Raw genomic sequence first — 25,381 nt, 5'->3', positions numbered from 1 at the left:
GCGCACGAGGAGGGGGCCGTCCGGTCGGGACGGCCCCCTCCTCGTGCGGTTGCCGTCAGGGCTCGACGTTCTCGCCGTCGATGCCCAAGCCGGGCAGGAGGCCCGGGAGCAGCGGCGGGAGGGTGACGTCGGGTGCGGGGGTCGCGCCGGACGTCCCGCCCGGGGACGACGGGGTGGTGCCGTCCGTCGGGAGGTCTTCCAGCAGGTCGCCCGTACCGCCGTCGAGCAGGCCGTCGGCCGGGCTGCTGCCGGAGCCGGACGGCTTGGGCGCGGTGCTGGTGGACGGGCTGTCCTGCGGGGTGGCGGAGGGGGAAGGTGCCTTGCGGTCCGGGGCCGACGAGTCCCGGTCCTCCTGTGTGGAGCCGGCGGGCGGCGCGCCCTCCTCGGTGCCCGGTGTGCGGGGCAGCAGGGATTTCAGTGGTGCGACTTCCTGGTCCATGGCCTCGAAGACGGAGCTGACCTTGTCGCTGATGTCGGTCAGCTGGACGGGCAGCCGGTCGCGGAGGCTGCTCCAGGTCGCGCGGTGCGAGCGGGAGAAGGAGTCCAGTGTCTGGATGGGGCCGAGGGAACCGTCGCGCTGATAGGCGGTGTGGAGCAGGCGGTGGCCCTCGGTGGCGTCGTGCGTCATGCCGTCGAGTGCGCGTCTGACCTCGCCGATCGATTCGTGGTCCAGGGCGCCCGAGCGGCCCCGCTCCATGAGCCGGCGGGCCTCGCTGAGACGTGTCGACGCCTGGTCGAGGTAGACCTCGCCGCGGTCGGCGTCGCCGTCGGCCATGCCGAGACTGATGTCCTCCATGCCGCGCTTGAGCGGGTAGAGGGAATCACCCGGCAGGGCGTCGGAACTGGCAGCGGCCACTCCGCCGAATGCTCCCGCGGCCACACCGACCGTGAGCCCGCCCGCGGTGAGGCCCTTCGCCCAGCGGGAGCGGGGACGCAGCCTCCGGATCGGGGAGGCCCGGTGGGCTCCCTTGCTCCGCTGTTCGGGCACCGTAGGGCCCGTGGACGCACCGCCTTCGGCGAACATGGTCTCCATGGCCGCGACGAGCTGGGCTCGTTGCACCACTTTGACCTCGGGATCGAATTGCGGCGCCGGTAGCTCACCGAGGCCGTTCGCCAGGGCCAACAGCGTTCCGTGGTCGGCCGGTTGGGCCGGGTCCTCGGGCTGTACGGCCGCCGCACCCTGGGGGGACTGCTCCTCCAGGGCCTGGGCGAAGGCGTTCGCCCGCCGGTGTGCCGAAACGTTTGCGATCACTGGCGGCACCTCCTCTCGTCATGACGGTCGACTCCCCTGAGGGTCCGGAAGGTTGCCCACCGGAGACGTTTCCACACGATCGAGCGAGTGGAAACGGTCAGGTGTGGCGACAGGGGGCCTGCATCCGGCACAACGAGTGGCGCGGCAGTTGGGTTACGGACTGAGGATGATCCGATCGGTGTGTCACGGACACGTCACGGATGGTGACGTCAGCGGGCGTCGTCCGGCAGGAGCCGTGCGAGCGTACGCACTGCCCGGTACTGCAAGGTTTTGATCGCGCCCTCGTTCTTTCCCATGACCCGGGCGGTCTCCGCGACCGAGAGCCCTTGCAGGAATCTCAGGGTCACGCACTCCTGCTGCTGCGGGTTGAGCCGGCGTACGGCTTGCAGCAGCGCGGCGTTGGAGAGGGATTCCAGGACGGAGTCCTCCGGGCTCCGCGCGACCTCGTTGGCGTCGAGCATCTCGCCGGTGGTCACTTCCAGTCGGAAACGACTGGATTTGAAGTGGTCGGCGACCAGATTCCGAGCGATCGTGACCAGCCAGGCGCCGAAATCGCGGCCCTGCCAGGTGAAGGTGGAGATACGGCGCAGTGCGCGCAGGAACGTCTCGCTCGTGAGGTCCTCCGCTGTCGCCTTGCCTCCCACGCGGTAGTAGATGTACCGGTACACGGTGTCGCTGTACTGGTCGTACAGGCGGCCGAAGGCCTCGGCCTCACCGGCCTGCGCGCGCTCGACGAGATCCATCATGCGCGCGCTGTCGCTGTCGGCTGTCGGACGGCGGACGGGAGCCGACGACGCAGCGGCCGCGGTGCCGCGGTTGCTGCGTCTTCCGACGGCAGCGCTGCGTTCGGCCAGCGCATAGCAAGGGCCGGCAGGTACAGGGGTGGCAAATTGGGGGACGGCGTACGCGGTGGGGACGAAGCCGCGCAAGTGGTCGAGGACCGTTGCGCGCAGCGTAGCCAGGCCCGAGGTGTCAACCCCGACGTGTGGGTACACGGGACTCCCAGAGGCAGAGCTTCCATCACGTGCAGTTCGAAAACCGTCACTCGTGGTAGCGGGTGGCGGGCTCCTTGTGCGTCTGAGGAGAATAACGCTTCGTACAGGCGGCGCTACACCCAGTTGCTCAAATCACCGATTACGTCGCTTCCCTAACCTCTAAGTGACGGTTTGGGGTGTATATCGTGACCGGTAATTGATCGAATAGCTTCGGGATCTGTCGTCGGCGGCGACGGGTTGTGGTCGCCCGGACGTAACGCGACTGGCCGGAGCGATGGGTGCCCGTGCCCGCTGTTCCGCTCCCGAATGGGCGTACGTCCCGGCATGCCGATCGCGCCCCCCGTGAAGGGGACGGGTGTACGGATTCGGGGTGAGGGGTCAGCGGCGGCGGCGGTGGAGCGCCACGGCGGCGGCCGTGCCGCCGGCCAGGGCGCCGACGCCCGCCGCGGCCGGGATGCCGACCTTGGCCGCCTTGCGGCCGGTCCGGTAGTCGCGCAGCCGCCAGTCCAGGGAGCGGGCGTGCTTGCGGAGTTTGGAGTCCGGGTTGATCGCGTACGGGTGGCCGACCAGGGACAGCATCGGGATGTCGTTGTGCGAGTCGCTGTACGCCGCGCAGCGCTCCAGGTCCAGGCCCTCGGCCGCGGCCAGTGCGCGTACGGCCTCGGCCTTGGCCGGGCCGTGCAGGGGCTCACCGACCAGCCGGCCGGTGTAGACGCCGTCGACCGACTCGGCGACGGTGCCGAGGGCGCCGGTGAGGCCGAGGCGGCGGGCGATGATCGTGGCGGTCTCCACCGGGGCGGCGGTGACCAGCCAGACCCTCTGGCCCGCGTCGAGGTGCGCCTGGGCCAGGGCGCGGGTGCCGGGCCAGATGCGGTCGGCCATGTACTCGTCGTAGATCTCCTCGCCGATGGACATCAGCTCGGAGACGCGGTGGCCCTTGACGATGGACAGGGCGCTGTCGCGGGCGTCCTGCATGTGTTCCGGGTCCTCGACGCCGGCCAGCCTGAACCAGGCCTGCTGCCAGGCGAACCTGGTCAGTTCCCGGCGCTCGAAGAACTTCCGCTTGTACAGGCCCCGGCCGAAGTGGAAGATCGCCGCGCCCTGCATCACGGTGTTGTCGAGGTCGAAGAAGGCGGCGGCCCGCGCGTCCCCGGCCACCGGGAACACGGGCTCCCGCGCGCCTTCGTGGAGGGCCGGCAGCTCTTCGGTGCCGTCCGGAAGCGCCGACTTCCGCGCGGCCTCGGCTGCGGCCTCGCCTGCGAGCACGCTGCGTGCCGTGGCGGGGCGCCTGCGGGGGGTGAGCCATCCAAGAGCGGCCATGGCGTGAGCATAACCATTCCGTCCGGCTCTGCCCGACCCGGCGGGATGCGGCGGCGTGAACTCTCCGGGGCCGGGGCGTTAAACGGGTGATTCCGCTCGCCCGCCGGCTCCGGAGGGGCCCGGCGGCAGGCGCAGAATGAAGGTATGAGTGCTCTGCTGCGTCGTACGAAGAAGAAGCCCGCGGACCGGGTGGTGACCCTCGTGGGGAAGCCGGGGTGTCACCTCTGCGAGGAGGCGCGGACGGTGGTGAGCGCGGTCTGCGAGGAGACCGGCGCGTCCTGGGTGGAGAAGGACATCACGCGGGACGAGGCGCTGTACAAGGAGTACTGGGAGCAGATCCCGGTGGTCCTGATCGATGACGAACAGCACACCTTCTGGCGGGTGGACCCCGCGAGGCTGCGCACGGCACTGCGTACGTAAGGGGGCTTCCCCGGTGAAACCCGGATAACATCATGGGCGTTTTGAGTGGTCTCGGGGGCGTGGACATGAGGAGTGTGTACCGTCTTGCCCCCTTCGGGCCCGCAACGGGCTGATGGCGTCCCGGGTTCCGGGATCGCGCAGGGAATATGCGTGACCCCGGTCACTTTGACCAGACAAAACGGACACCATCTTTGTGCACGCGTTCACAAAGACATAGCCTGCTGTGGACGGGGCGGTCATAGGACATACGGCCGCCTGCAGCCCCGCTCATCCCGCAGGAGCACCGTGGCAACTGGCCGAACTCACCGACCGGCGACCCGTAGCCGAGGAATTCCCGAGGCCACCGTCGCCAGGCTTCCGCTGTACCTCCGCGCACTGACAGCGCTCTCCGAGCGCTCGGTTCCCACGGTCTCCTCCGAGGAACTCGCCGCCGCGGCGGGAGTCAATTCCGCCAAGCTGCGCAAGGACTTCAGCTATCTGGGGTCCTACGGCACCCGTGGTGTCGGGTACGACGTCGAGTATCTCGTCTACCAGATCTCCCGCGAACTCGGGCTCACCCAGGACTGGCCGGTCGCGATCGTCGGTATCGGTAACCTCGGCGCCGCCCTCGCGAACTACGGCGGCTTCGCCTCCCGTGGTTTCCGGGTCGCCGCGCTGATCGACGCCGACCCCGCCATGGCGGGTACGCCCGTGGCGGGGATCGCCGTCCAGCACACCGATGACCTGGACCGGATCATCAGTGAGAACGGTGTGTCCATCGGTGTCATCACCACCCCGCCCGGTGCGGCCCAGCAGGTCTGCGACCGGCTCGTCGCCGCGGGTGTGACCTCGATCCTGAACTTCGCGCCGACGGTGCTCTCCGTGCCCGACGGTGTGGACGTGCGCAAGGTCGATCTCTCGATCGAGCTGCAGATCCTCGCCTTCCACGAGCAGCGCAAGGCCGGCGAGGAGGCCGCTGCCGACGGCAGGGCGCCCGTGGACACCGACGCCGACGAGGCGCCGCCGATGCGCGCCACCCCCACCGGCCGGAAGGGACCTGACGGGGACATGCCCGCCGTGATGCCGGCATGAGTCTCCTGGTCGTAGGGCTGAGCCACCGCAGTGCCCCCGTCTCCGTACTGGAGCGGGCGTCCCTGGCGGCCGAGGCCCGGACGAAGCTGCTTCAGGACACCCTCGCCGCGGAGCCCGCGACCGAGGCCACCGTCCTGGCCACGTGCAACCGCATCGAGCTGTACGCGGACGTGGACAAGTTCCACGCGGGTGTCGCCGAGCTGTCGACGCTGCTCGCGCAGCACAGCGGGGTCGGGCTGGACGAGCTCACTCCTTATCTTTATGTGCACTACGAGGACCGCGCCGTCCACCACCTCTTCTCGGTGGCGTGCGGGCTGGACTCGATGGTCGTCGGCGAGGGCCAGATCCTCGGCCAGATCAAGGACGCGCTCGCGCTGGGGCAGGAGCTCCACACGGCGGGCCGTCTGCTGAACGACCTCTTCCAGCAGGCTCTCCGGGTCGGGAAGCGCGCCCACAGCGAGACCGGGATCGACCGGGCCGGGCAGTCGCTCGTCACCTTCGGTCTCGAGCAGCTGGCCGACGGGGCCGAGGTGCCCGAGTGGGCGGCGGGCAAGCGCGCGCTGGTGATCGGCGCGGGCTCGATGTCCTCGCTCGCGGCGGCCACCCTGGCCCGGGCGGGCGTCGAGGAGATCGTCGTCGCGAACCGCACCATGTCCCGTGCCGACCGGTTGGTCGAGATCCTCGGCCAGGCGGGTGTCCCGACGGTGCGCGCCGTGGAGATGGCGGGTGTCCAGCACGAACTGGCACGTGCCGATGTCGTCGTGTCCTGCACCGGTGCGACGGGGCTCGTCCTGACCGCGGAGGCCGTCGCCGCCGCGCTCGGCGTCGACTTCGCCACCGCCGGCCATGCCCCGGAGGCCCCCGCGGCCGCCGCCCCCGACGCGCTGGACCAGCACGCCGCGTGGGTGGAGAACGGTTCCGCCACGGCTGCCGCTCAGGACCGGGCCGTGCGCCGGGTGCCCGTGCGGCCGGCCGTCACCGGCCCCGCCCGCCTGTACCTGCTCGACCTCGCGATGCCGCGTGACATCGACGGAGCGGCCCACCGCGTCGCCGGTGTGCGCCTCGTCGACATCGAGTCGCTCGCCGAGGCGTCCGCGGACGCCCCGATGGCCGCCGATGTGGACCAGGTGCGCACCATCGTGACCGACGAGGTCGCCGCCTTCGGAGCCGCCCAGCGGGCGGCCCACATCACTCCGACCGTCGTGGCTCTGCGCACCATGGCCGCCGATGTGGTGGCCGGCGAGATCGCGCGGCTCGACGGACGCCTCCCCGACCTGGACGTGAAGCAGCGCGCCGAGATCACGCAGACCGTGCGCCGCGTCGTCGACAAGCTCCTGCACGCGCCCACCGTGCGGGTCAAGCAGCTCGCGAGCGAGCCCGGCGGCGCCGGGTACGCCGATGCGCTGCGGGAACTCTTCGACCTCGACCCGCAGACGGTGGCCGCCGTCTCACGGGCCGACCTGAACGACCCGAATAGAGGGCGGTCATGACCGACAACTCACCCCTGGGCGGGGGAACCACCACACCGCTCCGGCTAGGCACCCGGCGCAGCAAGCTCGCCATGGCGCAGTCCGGCATGGTCGCCGATGCTGTCCGCGAGGTGACCGGGCGTGCCGTCGAGCTCGTCGAGATCACCACGTACGGGGACGTCTCCCGGGAGCACCTGGCGCAGATCGGCGGGACCGGTGTGTTCGTCGCCGCCCTGCGCGAGGCGCTGCTGAGCGGTGAGGTGGACTTCGCCGTCCACTCGCTCAAGGACCTGCCGACCACGCAGCCCGAGGGTCTCGTCCTGGCCGCCGTGCCGGTGCGTGAGGACCCGCGCGACGCGCTGGTGGCCCGGGACGGGCTGGCCTTCGAGCAGTTGCCGCCCGATGCCCGGATCGGCACCGGTTCGCCGCGCCGTATGGCGCAGCTCAACGCGTACGCCCGCTCGCACGGACTCGAGATAGAGACCGTCGCGATCCGCGGCAACGTGGATACGCGCATTGGTTTTGTACGAAGCGGGGAGCTGGACGCGGTGGTTCTCGCCGCCGCCGGGCTCAGCCGCCTCGGACGCACGGACGAGGTGACCGGCTTCCTGCCGGTCGACACCGTCCTGCCTGCTCCCGGCCAGGGAGCACTGGCGATCGAATGCGCTGAAAGCAGCGCGGACCTCGCCGCAGCGCTCGCCGAGCTCGACGACCCGTACACCCGGGTCGCCGTGACCGCCGAGCGCGCCCTGCTCAACGCCCTGGAGGCCGGCTGTTCCGCACCTGTGGGTGCGCTGGCCGACCTCTTGGCCGACGGGCAGGTTGTCAACGAACTGCGCCTGCGCGGTGTCGTCGGTTCGACCGACGGCACTTCCCTGGTGCAGCTGTCCATCACCGGTCCCGTCCCCACGTCGCACGACGACGCGGCGGCCCTCGGTCGCGAGCTCGCGGCCGAGATGCTCGCCAAGGGTGCGGCCGGTCTTATGGGGGAGCGAGCACTTTGAGCCCCACCGGCCCTGTCGTATCCGACTTCCCTGTCCTGTCCTCAGGGCATGTCACCTTCCTCGGCGCCGGTCCCGGCGACCCGGGACTGCTGACTCTGCGCGCCGTCGAGGCGCTTGCGAGCGCGGACGTCCTTGTCGCCGAACCCGAGGTTCTCGACGTCGTCCGCTGCCATGCACGGGCAGGGGTAAGCACGCCTGAGATGACGGTTGTTGACGTGGCGTCAACACCCGCCGGAGTACCCGTCCTCAGGGATGCCGCCAATCTTGTCATGGAGGCAGCGAAGGGCGGGAGGCGGGTGGTCCGTGCTGTCACGGGCGACCCCGGCCTGGACGGCAACACGGGTGCCGAGATGCTCGCCTGCGCTGCCGCGGGTGTGCCTTTCGAGGTCGTGCCCGGCATCGCGAACGCGGTCGGTGTGCCCGCGTACGCCGGTGTGCCGCTGCGCGACGCGCAGGGCGCCGATGTGCGTTTCGTCGACGCGCGTACGGCGTCGGACCGCTGCTGGTCCGAGGTCGGTGCGAGCGACGCGACGGCCGTCGTGTCCGCGTCCCTCGACTCGGTGGCCGCGGCCGCCGGTGAGCTGGTCTCGGCCGGACGCAAGCCGGACACCCCGCTCACGGTCACGATCGCCGGGACGACGACCCGCCAGCGCACCTGGACGGCGACCCTCGGGACGATCGCCCAGGTCCTCAAGCAGGCCAAGGTCCTGCCGTCGCCGGACGGGCACCTGCCCGTGATAGCCGTGGTCGGGGAGCGCAGCTCCGCCGCCCAGCGCGACCAGCTCGCGTGGTTCGAGTCCAAGCCGCTGTTCGGCTGGAAGGTGCTCGTGCCGCGCACGAAGGAGCAGGCGGCGTCGCTCTCCGACCAGCTGCGTTCGTACGGTGCCGTGCCGCACGAGGTTCCGACGATCGCCGTCGAGCCGCCGCGTACGCCCCAGCAGATGGAGCGCGCGGTCAAGGGTCTGGTCACGGGCCGTTACGAGTGGATCGCGTTCACCTCGGTCAACGCGGTGAAGGCCGTGCGGGAGAAGTTCGAGGAGTACGGGCTCGACGCCCGTGCCTTCGCCGGGATCAAGGTCGCGGCGGTCGGCGAGCAGACCGCCGCAGCGCTGATCGACTTCGGTGTGAAGCCGGATCTCGTGCCGTCGGGTGAGCAGTCGGCCGCGGGTCTGCTGGAGGACTGGCCGCCGTACGACCCGGTCTTCGACCCGATCGACCGGGTGTTCCTGCCGCGTGCGGACATCGCCACCGAGACTCTGGTGGCGGGCCTCATCGAGCTGGGCTGGGAGGTCGACGACGTCACCGCGTACCGCACGGTCCGCGCCTCGCCGCCGCCGGCCGAGACCCGGGAGGCGATCAAGGGCGGCGGTTTCGACGCGGTGCTCTTCACCTCGTCCTCGACCGTCCGCAACCTCGTCGGTATCGCGGGCAAGCCGCACAACGTGACGGTGATCGCGTGCATCGGTCCCGCCACGGCGAAGACCGCCGAGGAGCACGGCCTGCGGGTCGACGTGCTGTCGCCGGAGCCCTCGGTCCACAAGCTGGCCCAGGCGCTGGCGGACTTCGGCGCGCAGCGCCGGGACGCGGCCAAGGAGGCCGGTGACCCGGTGACCCGGCCGAGCGAGCGGCGCCCGGGTGCGCGGCGTCGCAGGTCGACGACCTGACAGGTCGGAACGGATGTGCGGGCCCGGCTGCTTCCTCGCGGAGCGGCCGGGCCCGTCCTGTTCCCGGTCCGCGGGTCCGCGCGTCGCGTACGATCCCGGGCGGGACGGGGCTCGTAGCGCAGTGGTCGTCGCGCCTTCACCGCATGTAGGAGGACGCCGGTTCGAATCCGGCCGGCCCCGTCCCGTCTCCCAAGGCACGCTTTTTCCGGCTCGGGTGTCGGTAAACCGGTGATGTGTGCGGGTCTAGTCTCGAAGGATGACCGATTACGGAAACTTCCCCGGCTCGCGGCCCCGCCGGCTGCGGACGACCCCCGTCATGCGGCGCATGGTCGCCGAGACCCGGCTCGACCCGGCGAACCTGATCCTGCCCGCGTTCGTACGCGAGGGCATCGACGCCCCGGTCGCCATCTCAGCCATGCCGGGCGTGCGGCAGCACACCGTGGACACGCTGCGGAAGGCCGCCGTCGACGCGGTCACGGCCGGTGTCTCGGGGATCATGCTCTTCGGCGTCCCGCTGGACGAGAAGAAGGACGGGCGGGGCACGGCGGGTACCGATCCGGAGGGCATTCTCCAGGTCGGCCTGCGGGCGGTGCGGGAAGAGGTCGGGGACGACCTCGTGATCATGTCCGACCTCTGTCTGGACGAGTACACCGACCACGGCCACTGCGGGGTGCTGACCGAGGACGGCCGCGTCGACAACGACGCCACGCTGGAGCGGTACGCCGAGATGGCCCAGGTCCAGGCCGACGCGGGCGCCCATGTGGTGGGCCCCAGCGGCATGATGGACGGCCAGGTCGGTGTGATCCGTGACGCGCTGGACCAGACGGGTCATGAGGACGTGTCGATCCTCGCGTACACCGCGAAGTACTCCTCGGCCTTCTACGGCCCGTTCCGGGAGGCGGTGGGCTCTTCGCTGAAGGGCGACCGCAAGACGTACCAGCAGGACCCGGCGAACATCCGCGAGTCGCTGCGTGAGCTGGCGCTGGACCTGGAGGAGGGCGCCGACATGGTCATGGTCAAGCCGGCCGGCCCGTACCTGGACATCCTCGCCAAGGTCGCCGACGCGGTGGACGTGCCGGTCGCGGCGTACCAGATCAGCGGTGAGTACGCGATGATCGAGGCGGCTGCGGAGAAGGGCTGGATCGACCGGGACGCGGCGATCCTGGAGAGCCTGACGGGGATCCGGCGCGCGGGTGCGCGGATGATCCTGACTTACTGGGCGACGGAGGTTGCGCAGAAGCTGCGGCGCTGAGGCCCTGCGCAGAGTCTTGGAGGCGGGTCACGACAGGTCGTGGCCCGCTTTTCATGACATAAAAAACCCTACCGCAATTAGTGAGAACCCCACTTCTCACAAGTGGCGCACCAATGAGGCTTCCCATCCGGGAAGAGAGGCGCTAGGTTTAACTCATCGCAGTGAGGGGGCGTCAGCTCGACTCTCACGGCGGGAACAGTGACGCCCTGCACTGCCTAATTGCGGTGGGCAGTACAGGGCGTATCACCAGGCTCTGCCCTGGGCTGTGTGCTATGCGGCGAAGCAAGCGGTGACAGGACTCCAAGGCGTACCCGGGAACCGTAACACGGGGACCGGTCGGAAGGAAGTGCAGGCGATGACGAACAGTGGCGAGGAGCAGTTAGTCCAGGCCATCTCTCCGGAGCGGTTCCAGCCGTTCCTGGACGAGTGCCGCGGTGACGTGGTGGTGGCGCTGCGGCTCTATGCCTGGGACGCGGAGGCGGCCCGGGCTCTGCACAGCCCACTGCGTGACCTGGAGGTGAGCCTACGCAACAGGATCCACCGGCAGCTCACCGGAAAGTTCGGCCGGAGTGACTGGTGGAACCTGCCGCGCGCGCAGCCGAACCGCTGGGCGATGGAGGACATCCGTGATGCCGAGGACAAGCTGAGGCGGCGGGGGAACGGCACTGCGCCGTGCGATGTCGTCGCCACTTTGTCGTTCGGCTTCTGGGTCGGCCTGGTCAGCACGGGCGGCCATGGAAACTACGACATGAAGTACTGGTACCCGGCGCTGCGGCACTGTTTCAAGGGAGTGCGCCGTACTGACCTCCACAAGCAGCTGGAGGTCATGCGGACCCTGCGTAACCGCGTCGCTCACCACGAGCGCATCTACCACCGTCGGCTGGACGAGGACTTCAGGACGGCCGTAGAGCTAACTGCGCTGGTCGCTCCCGCTCTGGCTGCCCGCCACGAGAAGTACAGCCAGGTCCCTGCGGTCCTGGCCCGCAGGGCCCGGGTTCTTTCGGGCGAGGAGGAGATTGTGCTGTGACGGAGCGGCGGTACGAACCGGTGACCCTCGGCGAGATCAAGGAGCTCGCCGAGGTGGGCCGGCCCACGGTCAGCAACTGGCGGCGCCGGCACGCCTCCTTTCCCGAGGCGGTCGGTGGCTCCGAGAGCAAGCCGTTGTTCGACGCGGAGGAGATCGCGGGCTGGCTGGACGAGCGGGCCGTGCCCGACGGCGAACGGCACCCGGACGGCACGCTGCCGACGTACGGAGAGCGATTCCGTGAGGGACTCCGGCTACGGCGGTTGGTGACGCTCGGGCACGGGACGCTGGGCGCGGACGAGCTGATCGTCCGGGCGCTGGCTGTCGCTGCTATGGAGGGGGAAGGCGGAGGCAGTAGCGAAGACAGCCTGCCTGCCGGCCTGCTGGCCGACTTCGACGCCGCCGATGCGGAGTTGCTCCGTACCGTGCACGGATTGATCGCGGATCTGGGGGGCACGGGGGCTGCTGCCGAGGCCGTGCTTCGACTGGCCGGGCGCCTGGAGTCCGATCTCACGATGGACATGACCCCCCGGCCCGTCGTCGAACTGATCGACGCCTTGGCCCAGCCCGTCCTGTCGACGGCAGGGCCTGTGACGATGCTCAACCTGTGCGCCGGTACAGGGGATGTGCTGCTGGAGCTCGCCGCCGAGGACGGAGAGAACCGCGTCGCGGCCGTGGAGCCGGATGCGTTGCGGCGCACGGTGCTGAGATACCGGCTGCTCGCGCACTGGGCAGCCGGGGAGACTTTCGTGTGTTCGGATCCCGGGGAGCTCGACGAGTACCGGCTGCCCTTCGATCCGTTCACGGAGCCGGACCTGGAACCGGTGCCACAGGGATTTCCACAGGCCGACCTTGTGGTGGCCGATCCGCCCTACGCCTCCGGGGAGCGCGAACGGGACGAGGAAGGCCCGCTGCGGTGGGCGGTGGAGACGCTTGGGCGCCTCAGGGAAGGGGGCAAGGGGTTGGTGGTCGTTCCATCCTGGACGCTCTCGCGGCCCCGTGGTGCGACGGGTACGGCCAATACCCGGATGCGCGAAGACCTACTGAAATCCGGCGCTGTGGAAGCGATCGTCCAGCTGCCTCGTCGCATTCACACCTTCCGCACCGGCGCTGAGCACGCCTTGTTGGTGCTGAGGGGAACCCAGCCACCGTTGGCGGACTCCCGTGTGCTGCTGATCGACGCCGACCGTCTGGCACGCCGGGTGGGTGACGCATGGCAGCAGACCGTCGTGGCGTTGTTGAGCAATGCCGGTACACCGGTGCCGCAGGAGGCCCAGCGTGTGCCGGTGGCCGGTGCCGGGCCCGGCAGTTCGTACCTGCTGGACGGGCGGTCCCTTCTGCCTGCACACCGGCTTGCAGCGCCGGAGAAGGGACTCGATCATTTCGCGGCGACGGTGGAGGCGCGTCAGAACGCCTATGTGGCCCTGCCCCATCTGAAGCAGTGGATCGGCGATCTCGGCGTCGGCAGGAAGGAGGACCGTGCCGGGCACTTCAAAGTCGGTGGGCAGCTGAGGGCAGGACAGCTCAGACTCCTGCCCGGCCACCGCATCAGGGAGAGCGACATCGGTGACGCGGGTGTCCCGGTGATCGGCCGGGAAGAGATGCTGGGCGCTCTGCCGATCGGGGAGCGGCGCATCATGCTGGAGGACCTCGCCGCCTACCCGCAGAGCCTGATGACCGAGCAGGGTGATGTCTTCCTGCTCACGGAACACGGTGTCCGCACACAGGTGGACGACGCGGGCGGCTGCGTCCTGCTGACGCCGGTGCAGGGGCTGCGGATTACGGCTTACCGGAAGTACCTGACCGACCTGGCGGAGGGGCGGACGGCTCGTCCGGAGAGTCTGTGGATGCGCCCTCATGCACTGGCCCGCCTGCTGGCCGCGCCCCGTAACCAGCAGCGGGGCAGCGGATCGCTCGTGCGGCGGGTGAGCGTGAAGGACATGGACCTGCCGCACCTGCCGGCTGAGGAGATCGCCGATCTCGAAGCCGTTCTGGCAGAGACCGAACGTCACCGTGCCGACGTACGCCGCCAGTTGTCGGCGCTGGACACACTGGCCGAACGGCTGGCGGCAGGCGTCGCGGACGGAGATCTGCGACTGCGCAAGCGCTCCGATCCGGGCTCCCGGGTCTGACACACCCTTTGTGAACCACGAGAGAAACGAGTGCCCCGTGCCACCCCGTAAGAAGAAGACCGAACCCGCCGACATGAAGCAGATCCTGTGGCAGGCCGCGGACAAGCTGCGCGGCAGCCTGGACGCCGCCGCGTACAAGCACTTCGTGCTGGGCCTCGTCTTCCTCAAGTACGTCTCCGCCGCGATGAGCGAGAAGCGCGCACAGCTGGAGGTCGAGCTGCGGGAGGAGGGCGGCTGGAGCGAGGAGGACATCCTCGTCACGTTGGAGGAGCGGCGCGAGTACACCGGCGCCGGCATCTTCTACGTGCCCCCGACCGCTCGCTGGGAGGCCGTCCTCGAACGGGCCGGCACGACCGTGGAGGGCCAGACCGTCGGTGAGGCGATCGACGCGGCGATGCTGGCGATCGAGGCGCAGAACCCGGCGTTGAAGAAGACCCTGCCCAAGATCTACGCCAGTGGGCGGGTCGACGAGGAACGCCTCGTCGGGCTGATCAGGCTGCTCGACCGGCTCGCCTTCCAGGAGCAGCTGGGCGACGACGGCCGCCGTAAGGGCGCGCGGGACATCATGGGGGAGGTGTACGAGTACTTCCTGGCCGAGTTCGCGCTCAAGGAGGGCCGTAAGGGCGGGGAGTACTTCACCCCGGAGAGTGTGGTGCAGCTTCTGGTGGAGGTGCTGGAGCCTCAGCCGGGCGAGCGGGTCTACGACCCGGCATGCGGGTCGGGTGGCATGTTCGTGCAGGCGGAGAAGTTCATCGAGTCGCACGGCGGCAACCCGCTGAACGTCGCGGTGTACGGGCAGGAGCTGAACCAGACAACCTGGCAGCTGGCCCATATGAACCTGGCCATCCATGGGGTCGAGGCCAACCTCGGGGACGAGCCGGCCGACACCTTCCGCAACGACCAGCACCCGGCGCTCAAGGCGGACGTGGTGATGGCCAACCCGCCGTTCAACATCTCCGACTGGGGCGGGGAGATGCTCGGCATGGACAAGCGGTGGGTGTACGGGGCTCCGCCCGTCGGCAACGCGAACTACGCGTGGCTCCAGCACATGATCAGCAAGCTCGCGCCGAGCGGCCGGGCGGGCGTGGTCCTGGCCAACGGCTCCATGAGCAGCAAGCAGTCCGGCGAGGGCGACATCCGCCGGGGCATGGTCGAGGACGACCTGGTGATGTGCATGATCGCGCTGCCGGGTCAGTTGTTCCGGTCGACGCAGATCCCGGCATGCCTGTGGTTCCTCGCGGAGGGGAAGGGCCGCCACTCGGGGTGGGTGCGGGGGCGCAAGGGCGAGGTCCTGTTCATCGACGCGCGCGAGTTCGGGGTGATGAAGAACCGGACGCTGCGGGAGTTGACCCCGGAGGAGATCGTCGGGCGCATCGGAGATGTGGTGCGGGCGTGGCGCGGGGTTGAGGGGGCGGCGCCGTACGCGGATGTGCCCGGGTTCTGCGCGAGCGTGGGCGTTGACACCATTGCGGAGCACGACTTCGTGCTGACGCCGGGGCGGTACGTGGGGACAGCGGAGGCGGAGGTCGACCCGGACGCGGAGCCGGTGGAGGCGAAGATTGCGCGGCTCACGGCGTTGCTGCGGGAGCAGTTCGCGGAGTCGGAGCGGTTGGCGAAGGTTGTGGACGAGCAGTTGGGGAGGGTGTGATGGGGGAGTGGCTGGAGCTGACCATCAATGATGTAGCTCAGGTCTTTGATGGACCGCACGCGACGCCGTCCAAGACGGAGGTAGGTCCTTGGTTCTTGAGCATCTCCAGTTTGGTCGGGGGGCGCCTGGTTCTCGGAGAGTCGGCTCACTTGTCCGAGGCTGACTATGGGCGATGGACCACCAGAGTCACGCCGCAGGCGGGTGACGTGCTGTTCTCGTACGAGACCCGGCTAGGGGACGCTGCGCTCATGCCTGCAGGTGTGAAAGCGTGCTTGGGCAGGCGTATGGGGCTACTTCGGCCTAAACGGAATATGGTCAAACCAGAGTTCCTCCTCTATGCCTATATGGGTCCCGAGTTTCAGCGAGTAATTGCTGAGCGTGCGATCCATGGAGCCACAGTCGACCGAATCCCGCTCGTGGACCTACCGAAATGGCCCATCCGCGTTCCAGTGCTAAGTGAGCAGCAAGCCATCGCCGAGGTGCTCGGTGCGCTGGACGACAAGATCGCGCTCAACGAGCGGATCCGCCAAACAGCGTTGAGCCTCGCCGGTGCTTGCTACGAGTCGGTGGGAATCGGCAACGAGCCCGAGGTGCTCGGTGACTTGGCGGAGCTCTTCGACGGTCCGCATGCCACTCCCCACAAGACACCAACCGGGCCATGGTTCCTCAGCATTAGCAGCCTCAAGAGCGGCTATCTGGATTTGGTGGAATCGGCGCACCTCTCCGAAGAGGATTTTCCTCGGTGGACGCGTCGCGTGCAGCCTCAGGGAGGAGATGTGCTCTTCTCCTACGAGACGCGCCTCGGTGATGCCGCACTCATGCCGCCAGGGGTGCGCGGCAGCCTCGGGCGCCGTATGGCGCTTTTGCGCAGCAAGTCAGCAGCAGTGAGCGGGTCGCTGCTGCTGCACGCCTATCTGGCGCCTGCATTTCAGGAGGAAATCAAGCGGCGCACGATTCACGGAGCCACCGTGGATCGGCTTCCGCTCAAGGAAATGCCCGGCTGGCGAATCAGCTTGCCTGCTGCGGGTGAGCGTGAGCGGCTCTCCGAGAAGCTTGACGCATTGCACACCACCGTGATGCAGACCGCCGACGAGAACCGCACCCTCGCCGACCTCCGCGACACCCTGCTCCCTCAGCTCATCACCGGCAAGCTCCGCGTCAAGGACGCCACCCGTGTCGTAGAGGAGGCCGTATGACAAGCACCCACCCCGCCGGCGAGCCCCCCACCGCCCGGCTCACCGAGAACGAGCTGGAGCTGCACGCCCTCGGCATTCTCGGTGAGATCGGGTGGCAGCACGTGCCCGGGGCCGAGGTCGGGCCCGCGTACGGGGTGAGGAAAGGGTGGGGGGACCTCGTCCTGTACCCGAACCTCCGTAAGGCCATCCGGCGCCGATATCCCCAGCTGCCCGAGAGCGTGGCCGACGACGTCATACCCCTGCTCCTCACCCAGCTCACCCAGCACGATCTGCGCGAGAACCACCGGTTCTACGACCGGCTGACCGGTGGCGTCTCCGTCCCCTACGACGACCCCGTCACCGGGGATACGCGGCACGTCAGGATCCGGCCCGTCGACTTCGGCGACCCGCATGCCAATGAACTGCTGGCTGTCAGCCAGGTACGGGTCAAGAGCGTCAAGGACCGGACGTTCATATTCGACATCGTCCTGTACGTGAACGGGCTGCCACTCGCCGTCGTCGAGCTGAAGAAGGCCGACAGCAACGACAGCGCCCGCACCGCCTACGACCAGCTCCAGGGCTACCGGCGCGAGCTGAAGCAGACCGGCACCTTCGCGACGTTCCTCGTCATGCTCGCTTCCGACGGGATCACCGCCCGGATGGGCACGCCGTTCACGCCCTGGCAGCACATGGCCCCCTGGCACGCCGACGACCAGGACCGCATGCTGCGCAAGCAACAGCGCGAGGACGGGAGGGCTCTGGAGCGCATGCTGTACGGGGCGTTCGAGCCGGGCCGTCTCCTGGACCTGATTGCGCACTTCCTCTCCTACTCCTCCGAGAAGTCCGGCGACGTCAACACGGTCAAGCTGGCCAAGGCGCACCAGTACATCGCCGTGAACAAGGCTGTCCGGGCGACCGAGTCGGCTCTTGCGACCGACGGCCGGGCGGGGGTCGTCTGGCACACGCAAGGGGCGGGGAAGAGCGAGGAAATGCTCTTCTACGTGGGGAAGGCGGCCTCGACGCCCGAGCTGTCCAGCCCGACCTTCCTCATGCTGACGGACCGGATCGACCTCGACGACCAGCTGTACCGGACGTTCGCCGCCAGTGACACCCTGCGTAAGAGGATCAAGGAAGAGCTGGAGACAGCCGATGACGCGGGGCGGCTGCGTGAGCTGTTGGACAGGCCGAAGAGCAACGGCGGGGTCGTCTTCGCCACCCTGCAGAAGTTCCGGCTGACCGAGGCCGAGCGCAGGGCAGGCGTCCGGCATCCGCAGATCTCGCCGCGCCGCGATGTGATCGTCGTCGTCGACGAGGCGCACCGCAGCCACTACGACTTCATCGACGGCTACGCCCGCAACCTGCGCGACGCCCTCCCGAACGCCACCTTCATCGCCTTCACCGGCACGCCCATCAACAATCACACGGGCAGCACCCAGGGCGTCTTCGGCGGGAACATCCATACCTACGACCTCACACAGGCCGTGGACGACGGGGCGACCGTTCCCGTCTTCTACGAGCCTCACCTCGTCCAGGTCGACCTCATCAGGGACGCGGACCTTGATGATCTGGACGCCCGCGCGGAAGGCCTGATCGAAGGGCTGAGCGAGGACGAGAAGCGCACCGCCCGGCAGCGGTTCGGGCGGTACGAGGAATTGATCGGGTCGCCCGCCCGAATCCGTGAGCTGGCCGGGGGCCTGCTGGCGCACTGGGATGCGCGCAGCACGGAGATGGAGAAACTGACGGGCTGGAAGGGCAAGGGCATGGTCGTCTGTGCCTCCCGAGCCATCGCCGCGCGGCTGTTCGAGGAAGTGATCCGCCGTAGGCCCGACTGGAAGGGCGAGCGCGACCCGAAGTCGCAGCTGCTGACTGACACCACGGGGCGTATCCGGGTCGTCTTCACCGGGAACGCCGCCACGGACACCGCAGAGGTTGCCGACTACATCCGCACGCCCACCCAGCTGAAGAAGATCCAGGAACGGGTGACCGACCCGGAGGACGAGCTGGAACTGGTGATCGTCCAGTCCCTCTGGCTGACCGGTTTCGACGCGCCGCCGCTGCACACCCTCTACCTGGACAAACGTATGCGCGGGGCCGCGCTCATGCAGGCCATCGCCCGCGTCAACCGCACCTGGCCCGGCAAGCCCTCCGGGCTGGTCGTCGACTTCCAGGGGGTCATACGGGAGATCAAGGAAGCCCTCGCCGAGTACTCCGAGCAGGACCAGGCGGACCCCATGCTGGGTGCCGACCTCGCAGGCGCGGTTCAGCTCGTCAGGGAGAGTCACCAGCAGATCGTGGACATCCTGCACGGGTGCCGGTGGAAGCAGACGCTCGCGGTCGGCGACCCGCGCTCCTACCGGGAGGCACTGGTCGAGGTCCTGGAGTTTCTGATCGCGCCGGAGCCGGGGCTGGAGTTCGAACAGGCCACTCGCAAGCAGCGGTTCATGTATCACTCAGGGCTGCTCCGCCAGGCTTTCTCTCTCTGCCCGACCGATCAGCGCGTACAGGACCTGCTGCCCGACATCCGGTTTTTCGAGTCCGTGCGGAAGTCGCGGGAGAAGTACACGGCCGACGAGCGGCAGGAGCAGGACACGGCCACAGCGGCGGACGTGGAGCCGCTCATCGCGCAGCTCCACGCGTCGGTCATCGCAGCCGATGGTGTCGTGGACATCTACGACGCCGCCGGCCTGACCAAACCGGACCTGTCCCATCTGGACGAGTCACTCCTGCGGAAGCTCCAGGCGTCCAAGCATCCGAACCTGGCCATCGAGGCGCTGCGGCGAGCGTTGCTCAAGGAGATCAGGGACGCCCACCCGCGCAACCTGACGCGGCAGGAGAGTTTCACGAGCCGGGTGCGGGCCGCAATGAACCGCTACACGAACGGGCTCCTGACAGCCGCCGAGTTCATGAAGTTCCTCATCGAGCTGGCACAGGAGGTGTCCGCCGACCGGGGCCGGGCCGAGACGCTCGGGCTGACGGAGGACGAGTTGGCTTTCTATGACGCCCTGGCCGCCGATCCTTCCGCGGTCGAGCAGATGGAGGACTCGGTTCTCGCGCGGATCGCGCACGAGCTGTACGAGCAGATCCGCAAGGACGTCACCGTCGACTGGAAGCTGAAGGAGCAGGCCCGGGACCGGATCATGGCCCGGGTGCTCCGGCTCCTGCGCAAGCACGGGTATCCGCCGGACAAGCAGCCCGCGGCGATCGAGCGGGTGCTGAAGCAGGCGGAGGACCTGGCGGAGGCGATGGCGTGAGCCCCGGTGCTCGACGCTTGGGCTCCGAGCACCGGGATTCGGGGGACGAGCTTCGGGAGGGGCGGTTCACCCTCCCGGGGGACGTTTCCGGTAGCGCGGGTCCGATGCTTGAGCTTCGGGATTCGGGCGCCGAGATGCGGACTTCGGGATTCGAGCGCCTTCTTTACCCGGTAGGTAGAAGAGGGTTTGGGTAAACCTCCCCGACCTCCCTGACCCGTCACGATCAGCAAGTATGACTAATCGTGACCAACTTGCAGCGGAGTGTGGCGACTGCTTACGGTGCGGAAAACAGAACGACCCCGACGCGGTGCTAGCAACACCGGGCCGGGGTCTCACCCTAAGATCGAAAGCACCGATCCCGTGGCTATCCAGCACCTTAGCTCCGCCCCGAGCGCCCCCGCCTCCTCGCGCCCGTATCCGATGGCCAGTCCCGGCTACGGCAAGCGACCCGCGCCGGACCAACAGCCGCGTCGCGCGGACGACTTCATGCTGCTGCCGCTGCGGGAGCGGAACATCGCCGGGTTCATCGACCAGCTCCCCGAGGGCGCGGCGATGGACGTCAAGGGGCTGGCCAAGCAGTTGCCGCTCTACGGTCAGCAGGCGGTCGGTTCGGCCCTCAAAGCTCTGTCCGTCGCCGGGTATCTGCGCCGTGTGCGTTGCCTGGTGACCGGTGAGGGCGGTCAAGTGCGCTGGGTCTTCCGCACGTTCTGGTCCCGCACGGCGCGCGACAACGAGTGGTGGGGCGCGCTCGTCGGCGCCGAGCGCGAGCAGCCGACGGTTGCCGAGCCCGTTGCCGTCCGGCCGGAGACCCCCGCCGTACCGCAGCAGCGGACGCCCGAGCCGGTTCCGCCCGCGCTGGAGGGTGACTCGGCCGCGTACGCCGCCCTGGCGCGACTCGGCCGCGTCGATGCCCGTCTGGCGCTCTCCGCCGCCGACTGCGCGGTCCTGGAGCCGCTGGCCGCCGAGTGGTTCACGCGCGGTGTGGACGCCGACTACCTCGTCCGGGCCCTCGTCGCCGGGCTTCCCGCCCGGGTCGACTCACCGGTCGGTCTCGTCCGCCGCCGTCTCACGGACAAGATCCCGCCCCAGGTGTCCGTCACCCCGGTGCCGCCCGCGCCTGGTACGCCGGTCCGGCGGGTGATGATGGAGTGCACCAAGTGCGGCGTGCCCGGACGCGCGGAGGCTCTTCCCGATGGCCTCTGCCGTGCCTGTCGGCAGCCGGATGAGGGGGCGCCGGAGGTCCCCGTCGAACTGCCCGCCGAACGGGACGTGCGTACCTACGTCGCCGAGCTTCGCGACCTGCTCAAAGCCCCCTGACCGTCTGCTGTTCGCCCGGTCAGCTCCGGGCCGCGAACGCGGCGAAGGCCGACCAGGCGGTGGGGGCGACGGTGACGGTGGGGCCCTCGGGGTCCTTGGAGTCGCGGACGTGGACGGCGGTGGGGTGCGTGGCGACTTCGAGGCAGGCCCCGCCCTGTTCACTGCTGTAGCTCGACTTGAACCACTCAAGTGCGGTGCTCATCGCTCTCCTAGAAGCCGTTCCAGCAAGCCCCGAGTTTCTTCGGTGTTGAGGGCCTGTGTTCGCAGCATCGCATATTTGCGTTCCAGGATGCTCACGTCATCTGGGGCCGAGATCAACTGGCTGCCGCGCTGGGTCTCGGTGTAGGCGAGGCGCTGGTGTTCAGGGGTCTCCAGAAGGATGAAAGGACCTGAGAGGCCCGCGTGCGTGCATCGGCCCAGCGGCATGATCTGGATGGTGACTCCTGGGATCTCGGTGCAATCACGTACGTGCCGGAGGGTGTCCGCGTACACGTCGTTCCCGCCGAGGCGATCCCGCAAGATCGCCTCTGAGATGACGAAACTTGCGGTAGGCGGCTCTTGCTGGTGCAGGATTTCCAGACGTCCCATTCTCGCGGAGGCCCGTCTGTCGACTTCCTCGTCATTGAGGGCCGGAACGTCGGTACGGAACACCGCCCGCGCGTAGCTCTCCGTCTGGAGCAGCCCCGGCAGCACCTGGTTCTCGAACCAGGACAGCGCCAGCGCCTCCCGCTCCAGGTCCATGTACTGCTCCGCCCACGCCGGGATCAGATCCACCTCCGGCATGTTGTCCACCGCCGTCTCCAGCGCCCCCTTCGTGTCCAGCAGTGCGTCCAGGCGCCGGGCCAGGTCGGGGAGGAGGGCGCGGCGGCCCTGTTCGATGGAGGCGATCGTCTCCAGCTGTACGGCTGCCCGGTCCGCGAGCTGGGCCTGGGTCAGGTCCGCCGTGACGCGGAACAGGCCGACCAGCTTGCCGACGAGTTTCATGGCGGACGCGTTCCTGCGCTGCCGGTTCCTGGGGTGCATACGGTGCGGCCTCCCCGCCCTGGTGCGTACTTCACACGTCGGCGACCCGTACAAGAGATCTGTACGTGCTCACCTACTGCTGAACAGTAGGCACACAGGGTGACGCTCGTCTCATGAACGAGACGATGCAACTCTCGCCGCTCCGCGAGCGCTTCTGCCGGCGTGAACGCTGCTCGGTCGCTGCGGTACGGGAGTTCGTCCGCGAGGCCGTGACCGACTGGGGGTTCGGGGCGCGGCTCGACGACGTGCTGGTGTGCGTGAGTGAGCTGGCGACCAACGCGCTGCTGCACGGGGTGCCGCCGGGGCGTGGGTATCTGGTCCGGCTGAGGCTGGAGGCGGAGGGATGCGTGCTGTCCGTGGAGGTGCACGACAGCGGGGGCGGGGTGCCCACGGTGCTGCGGCCGGAGGGGGAGTCGGGGCGTGGGCTGCTGCTCGTCGACGCGCTCGCCGATCGGTGGGGCGTGGGAGAGCGGGACCCGGGAAAGTTCGTGTGGTGCACGTTCACGCAGGACTGACGGTTCAGGACACCAGGCCCTGGCGGTAGGCGTAGACGACTGCCTGCACGCGGTCGCGGAGTCCGAGTTTGGTGAGGATGCGTGAGACGAAGGTCTTGACCGTCTCCCGGCTGATCACGAGGGACGCGGCGATCTCGTTGTTGGAGAGGCCGTCCGCGATGAGGCGCAGGACCTCCAGTTCGCGTGGCGTCAGGGGGATGTCGGGGCCCTTGCCGTCCGTGGGGCGGATCCGTGCGGCGTACCTGCCCACGAGCTGGCGGGTGACGTCCGGGTCCAGGAGTGCCGCGCCCGCCGCCACGGTCCGGATGCCGTGGAGCAGCCGGTCCGGCGGGGCGTCCTTGAGGAGGAAGCCGCTCGCGCCGGCGCGCAGCGCCTCGTAGACGTACTCGTCCAGGTTGAACGTCGTCACCACGAGCACCTTGACGGGGTGGGGCACTCCGGCGCCGGCCAGCAGGCGGGTGGCGGCGATGCCGTCGAGCACCGGCATGCGGATGTCCATGACCACGACGTCCGGGCGCAGTCTCTCCGCGAGGTCGACCGCCGTCCGTCCGTCCCCGCACTCGCCGGCGACCTCCAGGTCGGGCTGCGCGTCGATGATCGTCGCCAGCCCGGTGCGGATCAGTACCTGGTCGTCGCAGATCAGGACACGGATCGGCTCGGTCACGAGGGGCTCCCGGCTGGTATGCGGACCCGGACGGTGAAGCCGCCGTCCGGCTGTCGGCCCGCGCTGAAGTCACCGCCGAGCACGTCGACGCGCTCGCGGAGACCGGCCAGGCCCCGCCCGCTCCCGCCGGTGGGTGCGGCCTTCGAACTGGAGCGGTCCGTGCTGACCTCCACGGTGATCTCCCTTTCGCAGTGGCGCACACGGACCGAAGTGGCGCTGCCGTGAGCGTACTTGAGGGCGTTCGTCAGGGACTCCTGCACCACCCGGTAGGCAACGAGGTCGGCGCTGCCGGACAACTCGGCGGGTGCGCCCTCCTCCGTGAACTCCACCGGCTGCCCAGCCCGCCGCGTCTGTTCGACGAGTGTGAGGAGCCCTCCGACGGGCGGCGGTGCGGCCTGGGTGCTGTGGTCGGGGTTGAGCAGGTCGAGCAGGTGGCGCAGGTCGGTGATGGCCCGTCGGCCGGTGTCCGTGACGGCGGTCAGGCTCTGGTCGAGGCGGTCGGGCGCGGCGGTCAGATAGCGTGCCGCCTCGGCCTGCACGACCATCGCGGTCACGTGGTGGGTCACGACGTCGTGGAGTTCGCGGGCGATGCGCGTCCGTTCGGCGGTGCGGGTTTCCTCGGCGACACGGCGGCGGCGCTCGGCCTCCACGGCCCGGGTGTTGCGCAGCCACACTCCGACGCCCCACGCGAGTGCCACGGCCAGGTAGAACGTCACGAACTCGCTCGGCGGGTCGCCCGGGCCGAGCCGGTGGAGCGCGACCGCTAGCGGGATGTACGCGGCGGAGATGGCGATCGCGGTGGTTCGCCGGTGGTGTTCGACGAGGGACGCCACGCTGATCAGCGCGATCGGCAGCGCGGTGCCCGCGAGCGTGTGGTAGCCGCGGAGCTGGTCGAGGGCGAAGCCCAGGGACACCGCCGCGAAGCAGATGACGGGCCACCGCCGGCGCCCGGCGAGCGGGAGGCACTGGAGGGCGATCGCCACGACGGCCAGGGCGTCGAAGGGACGGTTCGGCAGGCCGCCGAGCTCCGTGCCGTTGTTACGGAACCCCGGCAGGAACGACGCGGCCAGGATCAGCAGTGCCAGCGGGGCGTACCAGAGCGCGGCGTCCGGCCGGCGCCACCGTTCCGGGATCCGCGGGAGTCCGGTCATCGGGGGAGTGTAGTGGCGGCAGCCTTGTCGACGCCGCGGCGGCGGGGCACCAGGTTGCCGCGCCGGTGGGCCAGCCACAGGAACGCGCCGGTGATCAGGGCTCCGAACACCACCGAGTACACGCTTCCTTCCGGGCCGAAGTCGCCGCCGGTGACCCATGCCGGGCCCGAGGTGACGGTGTCCAGCAGTCCCTGCGGGGTGTCGTTGCCGGAGACCTCGGTGCTGAAGATGCCGGCCGCCGCGAAATTCCAGCCGAAGTGCAGGCCGATCGGGACCCACAGGGTGCGGGTCGCGGCGTAGGCGGCGGCGAGCATCCCGCCGGCCTCGATAGCGATGGCGACGGCGCCCCACAGGTCGGCGTTCGGGTTCAGCAGGTGCGAGGCGCCGAACAGCACCCCGGTCAGCGTCAGCGCGATCCAGGTGCCGGTGCGCTCCTCGATGATCCGGAACAGGACGCCACGGAACATCACTTCCTCGGTCACGGCGGCGGCCGCCATGAAGCCGACGAGCCCGACGGCGCCGACGGGGGAACCCAGGCCGTTGATCTCGTAGTGCGCGTTGAAGTAGATGTTCGTGATGACGGCACCGAACATCGCGACGCCGATCAACAGCCCTCGGCCGAACGCGGCCCCGGCACCCTCGCGGGCCACCTCGGTGGACGGGCGGTGCTCCGTCCTGCGCACCACCCATCCGTAGACGAGTACGGCGGCCACGGCGGTCAGGAGCCCCAGGACGAGCTGGAGCCACGGGCTGCCCTCGACGGCGCCTACGGCCTGACCGCCGATCATGGCGACCAGAACGGCGGCCAGCAGTTGCCAGACGAACCTCATGAACGCTCCTTCGACGGGTCCGCGACCGGGGGGCCGCGGCGCCTCGAACGCTACGGATCGGGCGGTCTCGAAGCGTCACCTCACGGTGGACACCTGCGCGTAGCTCGCACGGGGGACAGGTGCCATGGGGGCGATCAATCCGGCTGAGGGCCGTTCCCGGCTACAGGGAGGGTCGCCCGCATGTCGTATTGACTGGACACGTTC

The 25,381-nt window shown here is 69.3% G+C and carries 20 protein-coding genes, 1 tRNA gene and 1 pseudogene; 14 read left to right on the top strand and 8 right to left on the bottom strand.

Annotated elements, in window-relative coordinates; all coding sequences use genetic code 11:
• Nucleotides 1–55: 55 nt before the first annotated feature.
• The 3 genes from OO67_RS18620 to OO67_RS18610 form a co-directional block, all read right to left on the bottom strand.
• Nucleotides 56–1,252, bottom strand: a complete 1,197-nt coding sequence (locus OO67_RS18620) for a DUF5667 domain-containing protein (RefSeq protein ID WP_033301730.1) — start codon at nucleotides 1,250–1,252, stop codon at nucleotides 56–58.
• Nucleotides 1,253–1,461: 209 nt separating this feature from the next.
• Complete coding sequence (locus OO67_RS18615) at nucleotides 1,462–2,247, bottom strand: ECF subfamily RNA polymerase sigma factor, BldN family (RefSeq protein WP_033301729.1); 786 nt, start codon at nucleotides 2,245–2,247, stop codon at nucleotides 1,462–1,464.
• Between the two features lie 378 nt (nucleotides 2,248–2,625).
• A complete protein-coding gene (locus tag OO67_RS18610; protein WP_033301728.1) occupies nucleotides 2,626–3,567 on the bottom strand; it encodes an HAD family hydrolase in 942 nt (313 codons plus the stop codon).
• Between the two features lie 144 nt (nucleotides 3,568–3,711).
• On the opposite strand from OO67_RS18610, the gene OO67_RS18605 reads away from it, so the two are divergent.
• From OO67_RS18605 to OO67_RS18545, 13 genes are all read left to right on the top strand, one after another.
• Nucleotides 3,712–3,987: a glutaredoxin family protein gene (locus tag OO67_RS18605; RefSeq protein WP_033301726.1), complete on the top strand. Its 276-nt coding sequence runs from the start codon at nucleotides 3,712–3,714 to the stop codon at nucleotides 3,985–3,987.
• A 285-nt stretch (nucleotides 3,988–4,272) separates the two neighbouring features.
• Complete coding sequence (locus tag OO67_RS18600; protein ID WP_033301725.1) at nucleotides 4,273–5,058, top strand: redox-sensing transcriptional repressor Rex; 786 nt, start codon at nucleotides 4,273–4,275, stop codon at nucleotides 5,056–5,058.
• The gene (locus tag OO67_RS18595; protein WP_033301723.1) at nucleotides 5,055–6,548 is read left to right on the top strand and encodes a glutamyl-tRNA reductase; all 1,494 of its coding nucleotides are present in this window, start codon (nucleotides 5,055–5,057) and stop codon (nucleotides 6,546–6,548) included. The genes OO67_RS18600 and OO67_RS18595 overlap by 4 nt, the downstream gene beginning before the upstream one ends.
• Nucleotides 6,545–7,531, top strand: a complete 987-nt coding sequence (gene hemC, locus OO67_RS18590; RefSeq protein ID WP_033301722.1) for a hydroxymethylbilane synthase — start codon at nucleotides 6,545–6,547, stop codon at nucleotides 7,529–7,531. Before OO67_RS18595 ends, hemC begins: the two co-directional genes overlap by 4 nt.
• On the top strand, nucleotides 7,528–9,195 hold the full coding sequence (locus tag OO67_RS18585; RefSeq protein WP_033301720.1) for a bifunctional uroporphyrinogen-III C-methyltransferase/uroporphyrinogen-III synthase: 1,668 nt from the start codon (nucleotides 7,528–7,530) through the stop codon (nucleotides 9,193–9,195). The genes hemC and OO67_RS18585 overlap by 4 nt, the downstream gene beginning before the upstream one ends.
• A 106-nt stretch (nucleotides 9,196–9,301) precedes the next feature.
• Nucleotides 9,302–9,375: transfer RNA gene (locus OO67_RS18580), tRNA-Ala, on the top strand.
• 76 nt (nucleotides 9,376–9,451) lie between these two features.
• Nucleotides 9,452–10,447, top strand: a complete 996-nt coding sequence (gene hemB, locus OO67_RS18575; RefSeq protein ID WP_033301719.1) for a porphobilinogen synthase — start codon at nucleotides 9,452–9,454, stop codon at nucleotides 10,445–10,447.
• 355 nt (nucleotides 10,448–10,802) lie between these two features.
• Nucleotides 10,803–11,474: an Abi family protein gene (locus OO67_RS18570; RefSeq protein ID WP_063746159.1), complete on the top strand. Its 672-nt coding sequence runs from the start codon at nucleotides 10,803–10,805 to the stop codon at nucleotides 11,472–11,474.
• Entirely contained in the window at nucleotides 11,471–13,603 is a 2,133-nt protein-coding gene (locus tag OO67_RS18565) for an N-6 DNA methylase (RefSeq protein ID WP_033301718.1), read from the top strand. The genes OO67_RS18570 and OO67_RS18565 overlap by 4 nt, the downstream gene beginning before the upstream one ends.
• A gap of 37 nt (nucleotides 13,604–13,640) precedes the next feature.
• Nucleotides 13,641–15,251 carry a class I SAM-dependent DNA methyltransferase gene (locus OO67_RS18560; protein WP_033301716.1) on the top strand — a complete coding sequence of 537 codons (1,611 nt, stop codon included), beginning with the start codon at nucleotides 13,641–13,643 and terminating at the stop codon, nucleotides 15,249–15,251.
• On the top strand, nucleotides 15,251–16,447 hold the full coding sequence (locus tag OO67_RS35740) for a restriction endonuclease subunit S (protein ID WP_051709528.1): 1,197 nt from the start codon (nucleotides 15,251–15,253) through the stop codon (nucleotides 16,445–16,447). Before OO67_RS18560 ends, OO67_RS35740 begins: the two co-directional genes overlap by 1 nt.
• Nucleotides 16,444–19,677 (top strand): type I restriction endonuclease subunit R, encoded by a 3,234-nt coding sequence (locus OO67_RS18550; protein WP_051709526.1) that lies wholly within the window; start codon nucleotides 16,444–16,446, stop codon nucleotides 19,675–19,677. The genes OO67_RS35740 and OO67_RS18550 overlap by 4 nt, the downstream gene beginning before the upstream one ends.
• Before the next feature lie 360 nt (nucleotides 19,678–20,037).
• Nucleotides 20,038–20,994, top strand: coding sequence for a MarR family transcriptional regulator (locus OO67_RS18545; RefSeq protein ID WP_208861047.1), 957 nt, complete (start codon nucleotides 20,038–20,040; stop codon nucleotides 20,992–20,994).
• Between the two features lie 19 nt (nucleotides 20,995–21,013).
• Here OO67_RS18545 and OO67_RS18540 read toward each other — a convergent pair.
• A pseudogene (locus OO67_RS18540) lies at nucleotides 21,014–21,181 on the bottom strand (DUF397 domain-containing protein); the annotation flags it as partial.
• An 11-nt stretch (nucleotides 21,182–21,192) separates the two neighbouring features.
• Nucleotides 21,193–21,978, bottom strand: a complete 786-nt coding sequence (locus tag OO67_RS18535; RefSeq protein ID WP_244300258.1) for a helix-turn-helix domain-containing protein — start codon at nucleotides 21,976–21,978, stop codon at nucleotides 21,193–21,195.
• Nucleotides 21,979–22,130: 152 nt separating this feature from the next.
• Between OO67_RS18535 and OO67_RS18530 the strand changes: the two genes are divergently transcribed.
• Nucleotides 22,131–22,532, top strand: a complete 402-nt coding sequence (locus OO67_RS18530) for an ATP-binding protein (RefSeq protein ID WP_033301712.1) — start codon at nucleotides 22,131–22,133, stop codon at nucleotides 22,530–22,532.
• Nucleotides 22,533–22,536: 4 nt separating this feature from the next.
• On the opposite strand, the gene OO67_RS18525 is transcribed toward OO67_RS18530, so the two are convergent.
• The 3 genes from OO67_RS18525 to OO67_RS18515 are packed head-to-tail and all read right to left on the bottom strand — an operon-like array spanning nucleotide 22,537 to nucleotide 25,177.
• Nucleotides 22,537–23,196: a response regulator gene (locus OO67_RS18525; protein ID WP_033301711.1), complete on the bottom strand. Its 660-nt coding sequence runs from the start codon at nucleotides 23,194–23,196 to the stop codon at nucleotides 22,537–22,539.
• The gene (locus OO67_RS18520) at nucleotides 23,193–24,347 is read right to left on the bottom strand and encodes a sensor histidine kinase (RefSeq protein ID WP_033301710.1); all 1,155 of its coding nucleotides are present in this window, start codon (nucleotides 24,345–24,347) and stop codon (nucleotides 23,193–23,195) included. The genes OO67_RS18525 and OO67_RS18520 overlap by 4 nt, the downstream gene beginning before the upstream one ends.
• Nucleotides 24,344–25,177, bottom strand: coding sequence for a CPBP family intramembrane glutamic endopeptidase (locus OO67_RS18515; protein ID WP_033301709.1), 834 nt, complete (start codon nucleotides 25,175–25,177; stop codon nucleotides 24,344–24,346). Before OO67_RS18515 ends, OO67_RS18520 begins: the two co-directional genes overlap by 4 nt.
• Nucleotides 25,178–25,381 lie beyond the last annotated feature (204 nt).

Origin of the sequence: Streptomyces atroolivaceus, from assembly GCF_000717025.1 — a bacterium.
Lineage (GTDB): Bacteria > Actinomycetota > Actinomycetes > Streptomycetales > Streptomycetaceae > Streptomyces > Streptomyces atroolivaceus.
This window is presented reverse-complemented; position numbering and strand designations above follow the sequence as displayed.

Excerpts from the sequence above, each read along its gene's own strand:
- OO67_RS18610 (WP_033301728.1), bottom strand. The coding sequence starts at position 3,567 with ATGGCCGCTCTTGGATGGCTCACCCCCCGCAGGCGCCCCGCCACGGCA.
- OO67_RS18520 (WP_033301710.1), bottom strand. The coding sequence starts at position 24,347 with ATGACCGGACTCCCGCGGATCCCGGAACGGTGGCGCCGGCCGGACGCC.
- OO67_RS18605 (WP_033301726.1), top strand. The coding sequence starts at position 3,712 with ATGAGTGCTCTGCTGCGTCGTACGAAGAAGAAGCCCGCGGACCGGGTG.
- OO67_RS35740 (WP_051709528.1), top strand. The coding sequence starts at position 15,251 with ATGGGGGAGTGGCTGGAGCTGACCATCAATGATGTAGCTCAGGTCTTT.
- hemC (WP_033301722.1), top strand. The coding sequence starts at position 6,545 with ATGACCGACAACTCACCCCTGGGCGGGGGAACCACCACACCGCTCCGG.
- OO67_RS18515 (WP_033301709.1), bottom strand. The coding sequence starts at position 25,177 with ATGAGGTTCGTCTGGCAACTGCTGGCCGCCGTTCTGGTCGCCATGATC.
- OO67_RS18550 (WP_051709526.1), top strand. The coding sequence starts at position 16,444 with ATGACAAGCACCCACCCCGCCGGCGAGCCCCCCACCGCCCGGCTCACC.
- OO67_RS18595 (WP_033301723.1), top strand. The coding sequence starts at position 5,055 with ATGAGTCTCCTGGTCGTAGGGCTGAGCCACCGCAGTGCCCCCGTCTCC.
- OO67_RS18570 (WP_063746159.1), top strand. The coding sequence starts at position 10,803 with ATGACGAACAGTGGCGAGGAGCAGTTAGTCCAGGCCATCTCTCCGGAG.
- OO67_RS18530 (WP_033301712.1), top strand. The coding sequence starts at position 22,131 with ATGAACGAGACGATGCAACTCTCGCCGCTCCGCGAGCGCTTCTGCCGG.
- OO67_RS18535 (WP_244300258.1), bottom strand. The coding sequence starts at position 21,978 with ATGAAACTCGTCGGCAAGCTGGTCGGCCTGTTCCGCGTCACGGCGGAC.
- hemB (WP_033301719.1), top strand. The coding sequence starts at position 9,452 with ATGACCGATTACGGAAACTTCCCCGGCTCGCGGCCCCGCCGGCTGCGG.